A 15,773-nucleotide genomic window follows, 5' to 3' on the forward strand; every position below is an offset into this window, starting at 1 on the left:
GAAAAGGACTGAATACTTTGGGATATATCACAGAATTACGTAAACTGGTCGGGACACGACCACTCGTCATGGCAGGAGCATGCGTCATCGTCGTAAACGACAAACAAGAGGTCTTGTTGCAACTGAGGCAAGATAACGGATGCTGGGGACTCGCTGGTGGCGCGCTTGAGATTGGGGAGACGCTTGCTGAAACAGCAAAACGAGAGTTAAAAGAAGAGACGGGACTTGAAGCGGAGCACCTCGAATTGTTGAACGTCTATTCCGGTGACGCTTTTTACTACAAGTATCCGCACGGAGACGAGGTCTATAACGTCATCTCAGCTTTCCTCTGTACCGCCTATACAGGAGAAGTCGTTCGGGATCCACTAGAAGTCGCAGAGTTACGCTTCTTCGCCATGGATCAGTTACCAGAAAACCTTAATCCACCGGAACAGCCAATTTTGATGGAGTATGTCGAAAAACAGCAAGCAATAGCGCATCACGTTTCCATCTGAAGCAATTGGTACGAATCGAAAATCTTGAATGAGCCTTTCATTCAAGATTTTTTGTTGCGCTGGTACGCGTTCCAGACGGTAGCATCAAGGAGACACGAAAAGGAGGAAACGCGATGCGATGGTTTGCGATTGATTTAGATGGAACGTTATTGAACAAGAAACATCAGATTTCAGAGGCAAATCGGACAGCGATCAAAAGACGTCAAGACCAAGGAGATGTCGTCGTCATCGTCACTGGACGAGCCGCCTTTGATGCGCAACGAATACTCGACCAACATGGACTCGATTGTCCGGTCATTGGTGCGAATGGGGCAGAGATCAAGATTGTAAATCCCAAGCGGCACTTTTTGAATCGTTCCAGTAGTCGAACGATTTGGGAGATCGTACGATCTACAAACGTATTCATACATATTTATCTACAGGATCGAATCTTGTTACCTCGATATTCGCTTGCTGGACTTCAAGGGGGAGGAAGCGCATTTCAAGAAGCGATTCAAGCACAAGTGACACAACAGGGAGTTGAGACAGTCGACGTTATCACCGTCGATCAACTTGATATCATCAAATTCATGTTCGTCTCAGCTGATCAATTGCAATTAGCGCAGCTCGAACAGCAGCTCCTTCAGGTGCAGTCGTGTTCTGTGACACGTTCAGGTGCATTCAATCTAGAAGTCATGGCGAGTGGAGTAACGAAAGGGAGTGCTGTTCAAGACATCACGAGAACATGTGGGATTGCACTCGAGGACGTCGTTGCAATCGGTGACAATCAAAATGATTTACCGATGTTCGAAGTGGCGGGAACATCGATCGCGATGGGGAACGCTGAAGCGTCTGTCAAAAAAGGAGCGACATACGTCACGTGTTACCATGATGAGGATGGTGTGGCTGAGGCATTGAACAACTTGGAACAATGGGAACGGAACAAGGAGGAGCAGCATGGCGAACATCTCGGATATCGCTAAACAAGCGGGCGTCTCGAAGTCGACGGTATCTCGTGTCTTAAACGGTCATCCGCACGTATCAAAAGAGAAACGGCGTACAATCTTAGAGGTGATGGAACGACTCCACTATAGTCCGAACGGAAATGCGATCAACCTGTCACGAGGTAAGACACATACGATCGGAGTTCTTGTTCCGCGGGTGGGTCATCCGTTTTTTCATCAATTAGTTGATGGAATCGGTCAGGTTTGTACGGAACAAAATCATACACTGCTTGTCATCCAAACGCAAAACAATCCAGTAAGAGAAGAAGCGAGTATTCAACAACTGCGCGATAAGCGGATTGACGGGCTGATCATCGGAGCAATCAGTCAGCCGCAGTTACTTGAGACGATGCGTTCGTTCGGGCCGGTCGTTGCCTGCGAAGATCATCAGGATATCGTGCCGTCGATCTATTTGGATCACGAGAAAGCGATGACGATGTTGTTACAACATGTCGAAGAACGAGGCGCTAGAACAGTTGGACTTTGCATTGGAAATCCAGATAGCGGAGTCGGACGAATCAGACAGGGAACGTTCGATCAATATCTCAAGACGTCTACTCTTAGTCATAAAAATGAGTGGTACGCTGATCGCTGCTATTCTTTCGAGGACGGACAAGAATTAGCGGGTCAACTTCTAACGGCAGACTTACCAGACGCAATGATTGTCGGGAATGATGAAGTCGCAGCAGGTCTCATCCATCAATTTCGGCAACATGGGATTCGAATACCTGAGGACATCGCCATTACGGGATTTGATGATGTACCGATTGCCAGAGCGCTTGAAATAACGACGATTCGACAACCGGTTGTCATGCTTGGCAGACTGGCAGCAGAACAGTTATTGAATGAAGCGCTGAAGCATAGTGAAGGTACTTTTTCTTTACTGGAACCATTTTTGATGATTCGACAAACGACATAACGAAACAAGCGATGGGAGGTATATATTGATGACTAACGCAAAAGCAGGTGCTACCGCTACCGTGATAACAATCTCTGACGCTCGAGTCCGCAAGTACTTTCAAGCATCGATTAAAAAGCAACAAATCGTTCAGGAATTTCGCATGCTCGAAGAACTAGAGCAGATGGTCATCCCGACGCCAAACGTCTTCGCCGTTGAATTCGAAGACTCCCCGTTCATCGAGATGCAACGGATCGATGGCAGTGAATTATTAGACCTGTTTGAACCGTCACGAATGACAGATTTTTTAGATGCTTTTGCGACGCTACATCAACGGATCCATCAGCAACAGTCGCGTCTAGCGCCTGATTGGCATGACGTCATCCGTCAAAAAATACGGTACCTATCACCTCTGTTGCAACCGAAAGCAGAAGAATTATTAGAGACGCTTGACGTTTCACAAAATAGAGGATTGCTCCACGGTGACTTTCATTTTCAGAACATCCTCGTGACAGCGGATGAAACGTTCGTCGTCATTGATTGGCATGATGCGACGATGGGGCCGCCCGTTGCCGATGTTGCACGTACATTGCTCTTATTGCGGACGGCAGGTGGAACAGTAGTGCCGGATGAGGTGCGGCGGTATGTCTGTCGCGAATACCTCGACCGCTATCAAGCAGTTTCGTCAATTCAGCTATCGAACCTTGCAGACTGGTTACGACTGATGGCTATCCTGCGGACGCTTGAGCAAGTGACGGATGCAGAGCGGAATCAGTTACATGAACTTGTGCATCATCCAAATATCAGTGCCTATTTTTTTTATACGTAACGTAAGAATAGCTAGGAGGAACGTCATTTCATGAGAACGATCATCTCGATTCAAGGTGCCATGGCATCCGGAAAAACGACGCTCGTACGAGCGTTGGAGGCTACTTATCCTGACCTTCATGTCTATTATGAAAATCCGTATCCGATTGTTCAAAAACGACGGGAACTCGAGTTAGACATCCAAACCGAGGATGGATTTGTCGAAAATCAACGCTTGTTCATTCAAGCAGAACTCGATCGTTTTCGACATTTTCCTGAAGGCGTCATTTTACTCGATCGTGGTCCGGAAGATCTTGAATTCTATACGTTGCATTATCCACAAGTATACGGTCACGACTGGGACATCGCGTCACGCTTGCAGGTGGAACTCGAGGCATTAAGATCGTGCCGGTCCGACCAGATTCTTTATTTACAAGCGCCGACTAATCTTTTACAAGAACGACGTGACGCCGATCAGACAAGGTCTCGCCATTCCTTTGCACAACATCAACCACTTTGGGTGCTCGAAGAAAAATGGTATGAACAGTTTCCGGTACATATGATTGATACGAGGGAAAAAACGATTGAGCAAGTCCGAGAAGCAGCGCTTCATCAGCTGTCTTCTACCGGAGTGTTATGAAAGGAGAGCAAGACATGACATTAAAGGGTATAACTCATCCACGGATCGATGGGAAAGACGAAAAACAGGTCTATTGGATTGAAAACGGAGAAGCAGTCCGTATCGGACGAACTTACGAAACGATTCAATTGGAGGAAGCGACAAATCGAACAATCCTCGTACGGGAACAAGAGTTGATATCGGATAAAATCGGCAATCGAACGATTCGCCTGACGATCGATGCAGAAGACTATGCGCCACTCGAATTCGTCGAGTACCAAGCGGGTGTTCAAACCGTACATGCATCGTATGGGAGAGATGAAGTCGTAATCACACGAGACGGTGAGCCGTCTATCCTGCCGATTCCGACCGAGTCTGTTGATCTGTTTTCAATCGAATTGTTGCTACGGACATTACCTTGGACGATCGGTTCGACGCACTCGTTCAACGGCTTTAGTGCCGTTTCAGGACTTGAAGTGTCGATTCAGGTTCAGCCTTTGCAGCACGATCTATTGACGACCGAATCAGGGGAACACGTACAGACACTTCATGTTCAAGTCACGTTTGGTGAACGAGTTCAGTACTACTGGATTGATCCAGTGAAACGTGAACTGTTAAAGCAGTCCTCACAAATCGCGGACGGGGTTTCGTTGGAATTTCGACGATGAAAAAGGAGCAATGAAACGGTCTGCCGTCTCGTTGCTCCTTTGTGCATTACAACTGAAAATGGTGCTGCATCGCTTCGAAAATCCGCTTACTCGCATTCTTATCATCAAACGCATAAATATGACTGAGTTGACGTTTAAAGCGTTTTGGCATCTTCGATTCGCGCAACGATTCGATTAAGGCTTCCCGTGATTCGATAATGTCTCCGGGTAACAGATCGGTTGCTTCACCAGCATTATCTTCTCCAATCAAAGTGGATGGGCGATAGTAGACGACTTTTTTGTGCATCAAGGAGAAATCAAGGCCGACACTCGAGTAGTCCGTAATCAAAACGTGATGATTCTCGAGTAATTCTTTGACCGTATAGGCATCCTGAGCGATGACATTGACGAAGTCTGAGTGGAACAGATGACTGAATTTTTGAAAGTTACGGTGGAGATAGAAGGATACTTCATATTGCTGTTCCGTAACGAGTTCTCTCAACCGTTCATCCGTAATCAAGGCTTGAAACTCCTGATAATACTCACTTTCCATGAATTGTTCGTCTGGATGCGTATCGAGTGTAGGTCGCCAAGTCGGCATGATTAAAATGTTCTTTCGATTCTTGTACCGCTTGAGCCAGCGCGAGCGCTCGTTGATCAATTGATCAAATCGGGCAAGTCCTGTCACGATGATTTCGTCGGGATGAAACCCGTAATCACGCGCAATGAGCTGCTTCTCTCGTTCCGAGGAGACGACGAATAGATCGGTAAAAGGGTGCGGCATCTTCTTACCGTATATATGACTGACATCTTTTGAGCCGATGACGCCATGTTGTAAGAAGAGTTTTTGTTTCGTTCGGATCAACGCTTCCGTTTTATATGTAGCAAATGGTAACGCATAACTAGAGGCGTGCGTGTGGCACAAAATATCTGCTGCTTCGACGACTTCGATGTTTTCCGGAGATTTGTAGAAAACGATGTGATTCTCATATCCGGCAAGTTTTTTCAGGTCCGGACTCGTCCGACTGATGATGTAATAGATGTTGAACTGTTTCCGGTAGGTATCGACGAGATATTTAAAGAAAATCATTCCGTTATCTTGTGCTTTATCCGGATATTCATAACAAACGATCGTCTTTTTCGTCGGATCCATTCCGAGTAACGGTCGGGGATTTGCGTAATAATCGACCGTTTCGACAGGCACGGGAATCAAACGCATTGCGAGCCGTTCCGATACGGTCGAGTAGGGACGGACCAATACATCGTAACGATCATCAAACGGTAACCAGTGTTCATCGTTTAAGAGTTCCGGATGATTCTTGAAGTGGCGTATCCGTGGTGTGAAACCAGATATCGGCATCTCACGAATCGTAAACCCGAACATGAGGTCATAAATGTTCGCATTGAACGCATCGTAATCGTACCGGGTACCGAGCAACTGATCGACGAGCTCTTTTTCGATCACTGCCTCGACCTCTGTCTTGAAGCGACGAGCATCGACCGGCGTGACGTTGAAGCGTTCGATTGGAAGTGCAACTTTTTCTTCTTGATGTCTGATTTTAATGAAGCAACTCGGCTGCTTGACTTCGAAGTACTTCGAGTGAAACGAGAACTTTAAGAGAAGCGACTCGTTGTGTCGAGTCAAGCCCTCAAACCGGATATCGTGATCGAAGAAATGCATGATGGACGGTTTTTTGTTATAGATTAGACTGAGCTCATCCTCTTGGTCGATGAAGATGAAATACGTATGTTTTCCTTGTTTGATGTAACAGTTCGGTGCGATGTCGAGTGGCTCGGAAAGATGTTTGAACGAGATGGCTGTTCCTGTCGCATCAACGAATTTGACGGGATGATTCTTTTTTTTCAAGACATCGAGTAATGTATCGATGGATAGCGAGAAGCCTGTTTCTGTTTGTTGCACAGGTATCGGTTGTTCATTGATGGCTAAAAATAATGTTTGTTGCGGTAGGTTCTCAATTAAAAATGTGTGATCCTGACATGTGATTTTCATTGGTGCACGGTTTCCCTTCTCACTTTGATTCATTCAGTTTTTAAACTATATCCTACACCATACAATATCTTCCGTTTTCTGCAAAGATGTAGTCTGAATCTAAACCAATTAAATCGCTTTGCGACGACCACTAGTTGCAGAAGTGTGACAATGATTGGATATTATGCAAAACCAATTGACTTTGTTCGTCAAAAAGGGGATAAATAGAAATTGTATTGATTATGACGATTTGTATAAGAATAGGTTTAAAAAGAAATAAAAATGGTTATATACAGAGGTTGACCTCATATAAAAAAACAGGGATCAATCTTAAAGGTTGAAGGAGAGTAATTACAGATGCTGTATACGGTTACATCGACATTACCGCCGAAACATGGTGGCAGAACGAAATCGTTGTTGAGTCGGATTGCGCTTATGGAAAAAGAACTCGGTGCTGGATCGACGATCGTTACGACGAACTACAATGCAAACTATATGGAAGTCTACGAGCTGTTCCGAACGGAAGAGAAGGTTGGTCCGATGGTCCAGTTCGAAAATATTTACGATTGGCTGTCTGATTACAAACTGTTAAGTATTCCGACAACTCGTTTTCGAAATAAGCCGATCATTAAAGAAACGGCGCGTGAAATCGAAGGATTGAAAAGCGTTGAGAAAAAAGGCAGTGACGCTGTCCGCTATTATGATGATGAGGATGAGTATGTCCTGTACCGTCGATTTTATCCAGGAACGCAAGTCGTCGAGTTCGAAGACTTCATGACGAATGCCTCTCCTAAAAAAGTTGAGCGCTGGGAATATAACGTCTACGGTCAATTGCACCGGAAAACAATCTACTCTCCTGTCCATCACGGAAAAATGATGGAAGAACTGTACGATTCGGAAGGCAATGTTTATTGTAAGAAGTTCTACAATGAAATGGCTCGTCCGAAGCTCGTCTTGATTCAGTTATACCGGAACGGCAGAATGTATAAAGCTTTTAAAAAAGAGAAAGACTTATTTGAGTACTACTTCAATCGTCTATTTAAGGATGGCGATGTCTTATTCGTCGATGCGCGTTTGCTTGATCGCTCGATTCTGAATATCAAAGCGAATGTCAAACGTGTCATGGTCATTCATAACTCGCACTTAGATGGTTCGACCGTTAAAGGTTCGTACGCGACGATGTTCTCGGAGTCCGAGAAGGTGACCCGTTTCATCAGTCTGACGAACCATCAAAAAGAAGATATCTTGGATCGGTACAACATTCCAGAAGAGAAAATCTCAATCATTCCGCACTTCATCGTGCCAGAGCAAGTACAGCGGCGGGAACAAGTCAAAGATCAATTCTGTTTCATCGGTCGATTCGGTCTGCAAAAACAGATGGATCATTTGATCAAGAGTTATGCGATCTTTAAACAGTCAGGTCACGCGACAAAACTTGTCCTCTATGGAATGGATGAGCAAGGACAACTCGCGATGATGGAAAGCTTAATCAAAGAGCTCGGCCTACAAGATGATATCGAAATCCATGGATTCACGTCGAATCCGGCAGAAGTCTTCCGTGAATCAAAGGCCTCGTTGTTAACGAGTGAATTTGAAGGATTCGGATTGACGGTCATGGAAAGTATCAATGTCGGTTGCCCGGTTATCTCTTATGACGTCAAATACGGACCACGCGAAATCATCGCTCACGGGGAGAACGGATACCTTGTTCCGGCTAACGATATGGAAGCGTTCGCTGAAGCGATGGTTCGACTCGTCGAACAACCGCTTGAGAAGGTCGAGACGAAACCATCTCTATATCTTGAAACAGCGGTAAAGAATTATGGACGGTTACTTGAAGAGTTAAAGAACTAAATCTACTACTTGAACGATGAAGAGGATGAACGATATGAAAAAAATCACAAAAGCCATTATTCCAGCAGCAGGACTCGGGACACGTTTCTTACCTGCGACCAAAGCCATGCCAAAAGAGATGTTACCGATTCTCGATAAACCGACGATTCAGTATATCGTTGAAGAAGCAGCGAAAGCCGGAATCGAAGATATCATCATCGTCACCGGTAAACATAAACGAGCAATCGAGGATCATTTCGATAATCAGAAAGAACTTGAGATTACACTCGAAAATTCCGGAAAAACGGAATTACTCGAGAAAGTGCAATTCTCAACGAACCTCGCGAATATCTTTTACGTTCGCCAAAAGGAACAAAAAGGTCTCGGGCATGCGATCCTGACAGCGAAACAATTCATCGGCAACGAACCGTTCGCGGTCTTACTCGGAGATGATATCGTCGAGTCGGACGATCCGGCAATTAAACAATTGATGGACGTCTACGAACAGACGGAAAAATCGGTCATCGGTGTACAAGAAGTCCGTCCGGAAGATACGCATCGTTACGGCATCATCGATCCGAAATCAAAGAACGAGCGACTGTATGACGTAAAGAAATTCGTCGAAAAACCGGCTCCAGGAACGGCACCATCGAACCTCGCCATCATGGGGCGTTACGTGCTGACACCGGATATCTTTGATTATCTAGCAAATCAAGAAGAAGGTGCAGGCGGCGAAATCCAATTGACAGATGCGATTGAGCGCTTGAATGCCGATAGTCAAGTCTTTGCGTATGACTTTGAAGGGAACCGCTATGATGTCGGAGAGAAACTAGGTTTCGTCAAGACAACGATTGAATATGCGTTGAAAGATGCGGAAATGAAAGATGAACTGAAAGCATTCATTAAATCATTAGACATCTAAAAAGGTGAACCACTCTGAAAAACTTCAGGGTGGTTTTTTGTAAATCATGAAACCCACCTGTCTAGTCGAAACGTAGTAGAAATGAGAAGAGAGGTGCTACATGTGTTAACGTGGCTTGGTTTAAAGAATGACCAAAAGTCAGAACGACAATTCTTCGCCGGTGTAAAAAAGAAAACAATTTTTCTAATCTTACTCCTAGCGCTAACGATCTTGAATGGTGTGAAGTGGGTCATGTCAGAACTCATCCCGACCGCCTTTTTCAGCGATCCAGTCGTTTCGGTGATACCAGGCGTGCTTGGCGTCCTAACAGCGGTCGTTTTCGTGCTATTAATGGAGCGCTTCATGCAGGATAAGTCGAGTGAAAAGTAAGAGATACACGAAAGACCACCTGTTGTTGGTGGTCTTTTTTGTGTGAGATGTATTGTTGCGAATTCAAAAAAAGTATTGCTTACAGTGAAAGTTTAACGGGGAACGTATGTGGCGGTGGTGTGATGATGGAACTTTTGATCTTCTTCATCTTCTGATTGAGTATAGTGACGGTATATACTTTTCGCTCAAAATCTCCTTCTAGGACGTAATAGCATCGGTTTAGGTCGTGATATCGAAAATCAATCAACGCATTTTTGGAAGCATAAGCTCGCTTCACCTGTTTCGTCTTATAATCGACTTCGAGTAAAGAATACACATTTAATAGAAGCTCTTTCTGATTTGAGATTTGCTTTGTTTTACTGACCCACATCACACTTTCGGGTACTGTGAGAGTCAATTCACTAGACTTCGTCTTGATGTTATACGTACTGATTGCTAACTCTTCGTTTTCTTCCGTCAGGTTTCCGTAAATCTTGATCTGCTGATCAATCTTTTTAAAGTAGAATCCAAAAGTAAGTTGCGGGATGATTTTTACACTCTTTACTTTTAAACTTTTCCGGTCAATCGTATAAAGCGTAACGTCCCGACTTGTCTCACCGTAGACATTTGCCAAGACATAGATGTTACTTTGGTCGATTATGAAATCCCTCGCATGACCTACGAACCGTTTCGTACCTTGGCTCTTTTTGTAATTAGTCGTATATTTGGTAATCGAAAACTCATTTAAATTCGAGTTGTTTAATGAAACGAGTCCATCATTGACTCTCTTGATGTTTAGTGGATTTACCTCAGTCTTATGTACGGATTTATCCTTTGATTTCAAATCAATCAACGTATCTCCATACATATCAAAAATCAAACCGTCACTGATTTTGGTTACTCCTGAAATGTTGTATTGTTTCGTCTCGACCATTTTAAAATTTTTAAAAACTTGAATGGACGTAAAGGGTTTCGAATAACTCGTAGAGATTACTTTGAATTCTGCGTCATGCGCCGTGGAATCATTTGAAAAACCGTAAAGCATCGTAACGGCAGAGGCAACTAGAGTGAGACGAATCAGCTTGTTCTTCATGATCATGAAAAGTAGCTCCTTTAATAGATTTTCTTTTATTTTACATCTTATTCTATTGATTACCTTAAAATAAATATATGTAATGATGGACGAACCAAACTTGCTACAATAGACAGCTGATATTCAAAGTCGTTTTCGCGCATTTCTCGATGTTCTTGATGTAAAATAAGAAAGACAACGACGGAACAGGTAAGGGGCGAACAGACATGACGAAGCGATCCATTCAAGATGCGGCTTTTTTGGGGAAACGGAAACAGGTAATGCGGTGCATCGAACGCGGTGATGATCTGAATGAACTCGATGAAGAAGGGTTTGCGGCACTTCATTGGGCAATTCAGGAAGGATACTTGCGGATCGTCGAATTGTTGCTCGACCACGGGGCGGATGTGAACCTTCCGAATCAAGACGGGATGTCACCGCTGCATATTGCACTGTATGATCAAAAGACGGACATCGCGTTGCTGTTGATCAAGCGGGGAGCCCATCTTGATTTAAATGAGTACGGCTTCTCAGCGCTTCATTTAGTAGCAGGACGATCCGGTAATAAAAAAGTCTTACGGAAACTAGCGCAAAATGTGGAGTTGTTACATCAACGGACCGATGACGGGGAAGGTGTGACACCGCTACACTACGCAGCGCAAGAAGGTAAGGCGAAAAAAGTCAAACTGTTACTCGAAGCGGGAGCAGAGGTTGATGCTGTTGGATTAGATGGTTTCACACCGCTGTACCTGGCAGTCGGGAATAATCGTCCAAAAGCCGTGAAGGTTCTCTTACAGGCAGGGGCAGACATCGAGGCAGAAAATGTCGCGGATGGTGATACGGCAGTGCTCGCTTTAGCGAGTGCTTACGGCTATGAACGCGTTGTTCGGATATTACTTTCTTACGGAGCTGATTCACTTCATCGAAACGCAGACGGACGAACGGCGCGGGACGCGGCACTTGAGAATGAACACCATCAGATTGCTGAGATTTTGCGACAAAAAGAGATTGATGCGATGTCATGATATGAAGTGAAAAAAAGATCCAACGCAGAAGACCGAGGGATGGTCCATCTTCGTTGGATTTTTTCGTCTTGGTATCATATCGTCATTTCGAACGATAGATTGGTCGGATGTAACGGGAGAACCTCCTGATGTAATTGATTCGTGGATGGAGTGGACAATTGAACTTCGTGACAGGTGAACGAATCCGCCCAAACCGTACCGGGTCCTTCAAGTAATACACCGAAGTGAAGTGATGCTGCTTCAAGGGGAACGTCAAGGACGCAGGCACAATACGTCCAGTCTTGATCACCGGTCAATCCACGATTCGTCATGTTATCGAACTGTAACGGATCGCCGTGGATGTCATCGACACGGAACCAGATGGCTGCTTGACCGACTGCTTCCGTTCGCAAAAAGCCTGCGACCATGATTCGTTTCTCTCGATAGGTGGTCGCTTGTATGCTTTGCATCATCGTACCGAACATCCCCGCTTCTTCCGTGTCAGTTGTGCATCTGATTTTTCCGGAGCTCCGTCCTTGATGGACGATGTCTGAATCGATGCTAAGTGTATAGGATCCGGCATGACTGCCGCTTAAAAACCAACCTTCAACATGCTGTTCTTCCATTTGCACCATCTCCTTATTCGTCATGAGTTCCATCAACTTTACATATTTTCGTGGAGGTAAATGATATAACCCTTTGAACGCCCGCGTATATGCTTCTTGCGATTGATACCCGCACATCAATGCAACTTCGAGCAAGTCGACACCATCTCTTAAAAGAGTGGCGCTGACTGACAAACGGCGTAAACGGACATATTCCCCGAGCGTCTGACCGATTTGTCGTTTGAAAAGTCGTCCGAAATGAAACGTGGAGTAGTGATGGCGCTCTGCGAGTTGTTCGAGTAACCATTCATCGAATAGATGCGCTTCGATATCTTTGAGGATGACATCAATGGCAGTCATCGTTCAGGTAATTCCGAGCGCTTCGTAGAAGATGAGTACATCAGACTATGCAATATTTCGGCTACAATGGACGTCAATAAATCGAGAATCATCGGCAGGACTCCTTTTCTGTTTTGTTTACCTCTTTATTATAGACCCGAGTTGGAAACCTTTTTTGATAATAATTGCTATCTTCTGGGAAAAACCAGTTTAAAACAGAATAAATTATCGTAAAATAAAACATACATTGGGTAGAAGAACTTAAGGGAGGAATACGACATGATCGGAATCAGCATCGCCACCACATGGGAGTTTGACGCGACACTCGCGTATTTTCGTGTTTCGTCGGAAGAGCGAATCGCTTATCCATATGGTGAATACTTCACGCGAGAAATGAATGGAAAATCACTTCTGTTTTACAGCACAGGGGTTCGAAAAGTGAATGGGATTGGTGCAAATCAATATATGATCCTCCGTTTTCCATTGACGAAGATCATCGTCGCCGGAACGTGTGCCGGGATCGATCCACGACATGATGTACTGGACATCATCGTTCCGAATCGAGCTGTTCAATATGATTGCACGGTCAAGGAAATCGAACCACTCATCAAACCTTCGTTCGTCGTCGATCTTGACGTGTCAAAGTACGGCAATGACTTTCATCTCGGAACAATCGGAACGGCAGACCGTGCCGTCGTCATGTGGCGAGATTACGTTGAGTTGCGAGATAACGGCCTGACGATTGCCGATACGGAAGCAGGGGCTATTGCTTACATCTGTCAGAAAAACGCAGTTGAATGTATCATCATCAAAGGCATCTCCGATTTTCCGACCGAAGAGAAGGAAGAAGACGCCGTCGAGGCAAACCTCGAGCAGATGCGGATTTATATCGAAAATACGCCAAAAGTCATGCAACGGATTTTTGACGACTATTTGCATCAGTTTCTAACGTAATTCGTAATCTCCACACTTCTTTTACATATTTTCCAAGTTTCTTGTGACAATATAGTTCATTAGCATTGTATTTTTTGAAATATGTTCTATCATAGTGAATGGAAACGTTTTCTTAATATGGTGAGTACATACCGAACTGTACAAGAAATGCGTTGCGATCATTAGGATTCGTTAGCGTAGGAGTAGTTGGAGGGACATAGAAGTATGCAAGAATGGAAAGTATCTGGTCAGTCTGGACCGAAGCGGATTGATATCGAAAGTCGGTTTCGTCCAGAAATCGAAGGGTTACGAACGGTAGCTGCTTTACTCGTTGCGATTTATCATATTTGGTTCAATCGTGTCTCTGGAGGAGTCGATGTCTTCTTCGTCATCTCAGGTTTTTTGATTACGACATCGATCATCTCAACGATTAACCGGACAGGGGAGTTTAAGTTCCTGCCGTACGTCACAAAGTTACTGAAACGACTGTTGCCTTCCGTTTTGTTCATTTTAGGCGTCGTTTTAGTATTAAGTACGTTTTTATTACCAGCATCGATTCTCGGTAAAACGATTCGTGAAGTCGTCGCCTCGATGTTCTTCTATCAAAACTGGCAACTCGCCGTTTCAAGTACCGATTACTTGGACGCGACGCAAATGAAATCACCCGTCGAACATTTTTGGGCATTATCGATCCAGTGGCAGTTTTATATGATTTGGTTTGTTCTGTTCTCATTCATCTTATGGATGATGAACAAGTATCAGATCCGGTCGATCAAAGCCGTCCTCAATGGTCTACTCGGGTTCTTGTTTGTCACGTCACTTGCATATTCGATTTATCTGACAGAAGTCAATCAGCCTTGGGCGTATTTCATTACACCGACGCGCGTTTGGGAATTTGCCTTAGGTAGCTTGTTATGCGTGAACTTATCCGCGATTCGTGTCCCGAAAGTAGTGGCGACGATCATCGGATGGGTGGGTCTGATTGGATTGCTAACGACCGGTGTCCTGTTTAATGTCTCGCAAATGTTCCCTGGTTATATCGCACTCTGGCCGATGACATGTGCCTTAATGATCGTATTATCAGGAACGCAAGAGACACGGTTCGGATTAAAACGATTCCTCGGATCTAAGCCAATGGTCAAGCTCGGTGGGATTGCCTTCGGGATTTACCTCTGGCACTGGGTACTGCTTGAGTTCTATCGCTACAACGTCCAACAAACACCTGGTCTGCTCGTCGGCACATTGATCATCGTCTCGTCGATCGGCTTATCCTACCTGATGACGGAATGGATTGAAAAACCGATTCGGACAGCGACCGTCAACCGGACCGCGTTCAAGAAGTTAGGGTTGATGTTGTCAGTCAACGTCTTGTTGATCGGGTCATTACTTGGACTCTCTTACATGGAAGAGCAAGAGCTAAAACAAGCTGTCAGCAAGAATAAATATCCAGGTGCCTTAGCGATCGAACAGGCACTGACTGTACCAAAACAAGATCCGTTCCCATCGTATGCGAACGTCTTTAACGACTTGCCACTCGTCCATACGGATGGTAGCAACCAAGGGCTACAAAAGACGGAAGCAAAGGTCGGGGAATACGGGAAGACGAAGGATTATAAAGCAACGATTGCACTCGTCGGTAGCTCGCACTCAGAGCAATGGTTTGGTGCCTTGCATGAAGCGGTCAAAGGGGCGGACATTCGTTTGCTCAATCTGACGCGGTCGGGAACACGTTTTTCGACCGGGTACGAATCGGACTCGTTAAAAGGCATCTGGAATCAGAACGTCTTGAACTACTTGAAAGATGCCGATGTTGATTTGATCATCTCGCACGTGACAGCAGCGGATGCTTCAAAAGACAGCATCCATCAACAAATGGTCGATCAGATGCAGTTCGTCAAAGACGAGTATGGCATTGATGGGTTGGCGCTTCGGGATAATCCACGGTACGATTTCAACGTGCTCGAGGCACTGGAAACGACAAGCATCGCTGATACGACGAAACGGATGAACACACAACCGAATCAAACGGATGAGACGTATTGGAAACAGTTTGAAAAAACGAATCAATCACTCTATAAGTTGGATTTGACGCGTTACTTCCACGTCAAAGGGGAATATCGCCCTGTCATCGGCAATGTCGTCATCTATCGCGACAACAGCCACATGACGAATACGTACGCGGAAAGTTTTGCTCCGATGTTTAAGAAAAAGCTCAACGAGGTCCTCGCAGAAAAGTTAGCGACGGGCAAATAAGCATATAAAACGGCTTGCATTCAGAA

At 44.9% G+C, this 15,773-nt stretch carries 14 protein-coding genes and 1 pseudogene; 12 read left to right on the plus strand and 3 right to left on the minus strand.

The window, feature by feature from the left end; all coding sequences use genetic code 11:
* The first annotated feature begins 17 nt into the window (after positions 1–17).
* From K6T22_RS06960 to K6T22_RS06985, 6 genes and pseudogenes are all read left to right on the plus strand, one after another.
* Positions 18–494, plus strand: a complete 477-nt coding sequence (locus tag K6T22_RS06960; protein WP_238239640.1) for an NUDIX hydrolase — start codon at positions 18–20, stop codon at positions 492–494.
* 113 nt (positions 495–607) lie between these two features.
* On the plus strand, positions 608–1,456 hold the full coding sequence (locus K6T22_RS06965; protein WP_238239641.1) for a Cof-type HAD-IIB family hydrolase: 849 nt from the start codon (positions 608–610) through the stop codon (positions 1,454–1,456).
* Complete coding sequence (locus K6T22_RS06970) at positions 1,431–2,396, plus strand: LacI family DNA-binding transcriptional regulator (protein ID WP_238239642.1); 966 nt, start codon at positions 1,431–1,433, stop codon at positions 2,394–2,396. Before K6T22_RS06965 ends, K6T22_RS06970 begins: the two co-directional genes overlap by 26 nt.
* A gap of 16 nt (positions 2,397–2,412) precedes the next feature.
* A pseudogene (locus K6T22_RS06975) lies at positions 2,413–3,204 on the plus strand (aminoglycoside phosphotransferase family protein); the annotation flags it as partial.
* 30 nt (positions 3,205–3,234) lie between these two features.
* Complete coding sequence (locus tag K6T22_RS06980) at positions 3,235–3,822, plus strand: AAA family ATPase (RefSeq protein ID WP_238239645.1); 588 nt, start codon at positions 3,235–3,237, stop codon at positions 3,820–3,822.
* Positions 3,823–3,836: 14 nt separating this feature from the next.
* Positions 3,837–4,469, plus strand: a complete 633-nt coding sequence (locus tag K6T22_RS06985) for a DUF3108 domain-containing protein (RefSeq protein ID WP_238239647.1) — start codon at positions 3,837–3,839, stop codon at positions 4,467–4,469.
* A 46-nt stretch (positions 4,470–4,515) separates the two neighbouring features.
* Here K6T22_RS06985 and K6T22_RS06990 read toward each other — a convergent pair whose 3' ends face one another.
* Positions 4,516–6,459, minus strand: a complete 1,944-nt coding sequence (locus tag K6T22_RS06990) for a CDP-glycerol glycerophosphotransferase family protein (protein WP_238239648.1) — start codon at positions 6,457–6,459, stop codon at positions 4,516–4,518.
* Positions 6,460–6,795: 336 nt separating this feature from the next.
* Between K6T22_RS06990 and K6T22_RS06995 the strand changes: the two genes are divergently transcribed.
* From K6T22_RS06995 to K6T22_RS07005, 3 genes are all read left to right on the plus strand, one after another.
* A complete protein-coding gene (locus tag K6T22_RS06995) occupies positions 6,796–8,292 on the plus strand; it encodes a glycosyltransferase (RefSeq protein WP_238239650.1) in 1,497 nt (498 codons plus the stop codon).
* A gap of 34 nt (positions 8,293–8,326) precedes the next feature.
* Positions 8,327–9,193 carry a UTP--glucose-1-phosphate uridylyltransferase GalU gene (galU, locus tag K6T22_RS07000; protein ID WP_238239652.1) on the plus strand — a complete coding sequence of 289 codons (867 nt, stop codon included), beginning with the start codon at positions 8,327–8,329 and terminating at the stop codon, positions 9,191–9,193.
* A 93-nt stretch (positions 9,194–9,286) separates the two neighbouring features.
* Positions 9,287–9,562, plus strand: a complete 276-nt coding sequence (locus tag K6T22_RS07005; protein ID WP_238239654.1) for a hypothetical protein — start codon at positions 9,287–9,289, stop codon at positions 9,560–9,562.
* Between the two features lie 79 nt (positions 9,563–9,641).
* Here K6T22_RS07005 and K6T22_RS07010 read toward each other — a convergent pair whose 3' ends face one another.
* Positions 9,642–10,640, minus strand: coding sequence for a hypothetical protein (locus tag K6T22_RS07010; protein ID WP_238239655.1), 999 nt, complete (start codon positions 10,638–10,640; stop codon positions 9,642–9,644).
* A 200-nt stretch (positions 10,641–10,840) separates the two neighbouring features.
* On the opposite strand from K6T22_RS07010, the gene K6T22_RS07015 reads away from it, so the two are divergent.
* Complete coding sequence (locus K6T22_RS07015; protein WP_238239656.1) at positions 10,841–11,638, plus strand: ankyrin repeat domain-containing protein; 798 nt, start codon at positions 10,841–10,843, stop codon at positions 11,636–11,638.
* Positions 11,639–11,712: 74 nt separating this feature from the next.
* Here K6T22_RS07015 and K6T22_RS07020 read toward each other — a convergent pair whose 3' ends face one another.
* Complete coding sequence (locus K6T22_RS07020) at positions 11,713–12,582, minus strand: helix-turn-helix transcriptional regulator (RefSeq protein WP_238239657.1); 870 nt, start codon at positions 12,580–12,582, stop codon at positions 11,713–11,715.
* A gap of 258 nt (positions 12,583–12,840) precedes the next feature.
* On the opposite strand from K6T22_RS07020, the gene K6T22_RS07025 reads away from it, so the two are divergent.
* Positions 12,841–13,515: a 5'-methylthioadenosine/S-adenosylhomocysteine nucleosidase family protein gene (locus tag K6T22_RS07025; RefSeq protein ID WP_238239658.1), complete on the plus strand. Its 675-nt coding sequence runs from the start codon at positions 12,841–12,843 to the stop codon at positions 13,513–13,515.
* A 204-nt stretch (positions 13,516–13,719) separates the two neighbouring features.
* Positions 13,720–15,747, plus strand: a complete 2,028-nt coding sequence (locus K6T22_RS07030; RefSeq protein ID WP_238239659.1) for an acyltransferase family protein — start codon at positions 13,720–13,722, stop codon at positions 15,745–15,747.
* Positions 15,748–15,773 lie beyond the last annotated feature (26 nt).

It is taken from the genome of Exiguobacterium acetylicum (assembly GCF_022170825.1).
Lineage (GTDB): Bacteria > Bacillota > Bacilli > Exiguobacteriales > Exiguobacteriaceae > Exiguobacterium_A > Exiguobacterium_A acetylicum_B.

What these genes read in the sequence shown, in the direction of transcription:
- K6T22_RS06965 (WP_238239641.1), top strand. Translation starts at nt 608, where the DNA reads ATGCGATGGTTTGCGATTGATTTAGATGGAACGTTATTGAACAAGAAA.
- K6T22_RS06970 (WP_238239642.1), top strand. Translation starts at nt 1,431, where the DNA reads ATGGCGAACATCTCGGATATCGCTAAACAAGCGGGCGTCTCGAAGTCG.
- K6T22_RS06980 (WP_238239645.1), top strand. Translation starts at nt 3,235, where the DNA reads ATGAGAACGATCATCTCGATTCAAGGTGCCATGGCATCCGGAAAAACG.
- K6T22_RS06985 (WP_238239647.1), top strand. Translation starts at nt 3,837, where the DNA reads ATGACATTAAAGGGTATAACTCATCCACGGATCGATGGGAAAGACGAA.
- K6T22_RS06990 (WP_238239648.1), bottom strand. Translation starts at nt 6,459, where the DNA reads ATGAAAATCACATGTCAGGATCACACATTTTTAATTGAGAACCTACCG.
- K6T22_RS06995 (WP_238239650.1), top strand. Translation starts at nt 6,796, where the DNA reads ATGCTGTATACGGTTACATCGACATTACCGCCGAAACATGGTGGCAGA.
- galU (WP_238239652.1), top strand. Translation starts at nt 8,327, where the DNA reads ATGAAAAAAATCACAAAAGCCATTATTCCAGCAGCAGGACTCGGGACA.
- K6T22_RS07010 (WP_238239655.1), bottom strand. Translation starts at nt 10,640, where the DNA reads ATGATCATGAAGAACAAGCTGATTCGTCTCACTCTAGTTGCCTCTGCC.
- K6T22_RS07015 (WP_238239656.1), top strand. Translation starts at nt 10,841, where the DNA reads ATGACGAAGCGATCCATTCAAGATGCGGCTTTTTTGGGGAAACGGAAA.
- K6T22_RS07020 (WP_238239657.1), bottom strand. Translation starts at nt 12,582, where the DNA reads ATGACTGCCATTGATGTCATCCTCAAAGATATCGAAGCGCATCTATTC.
- K6T22_RS07025 (WP_238239658.1), top strand. Translation starts at nt 12,841, where the DNA reads ATGATCGGAATCAGCATCGCCACCACATGGGAGTTTGACGCGACACTC.
- K6T22_RS07030 (WP_238239659.1), top strand. Translation starts at nt 13,720, where the DNA reads ATGCAAGAATGGAAAGTATCTGGTCAGTCTGGACCGAAGCGGATTGAT.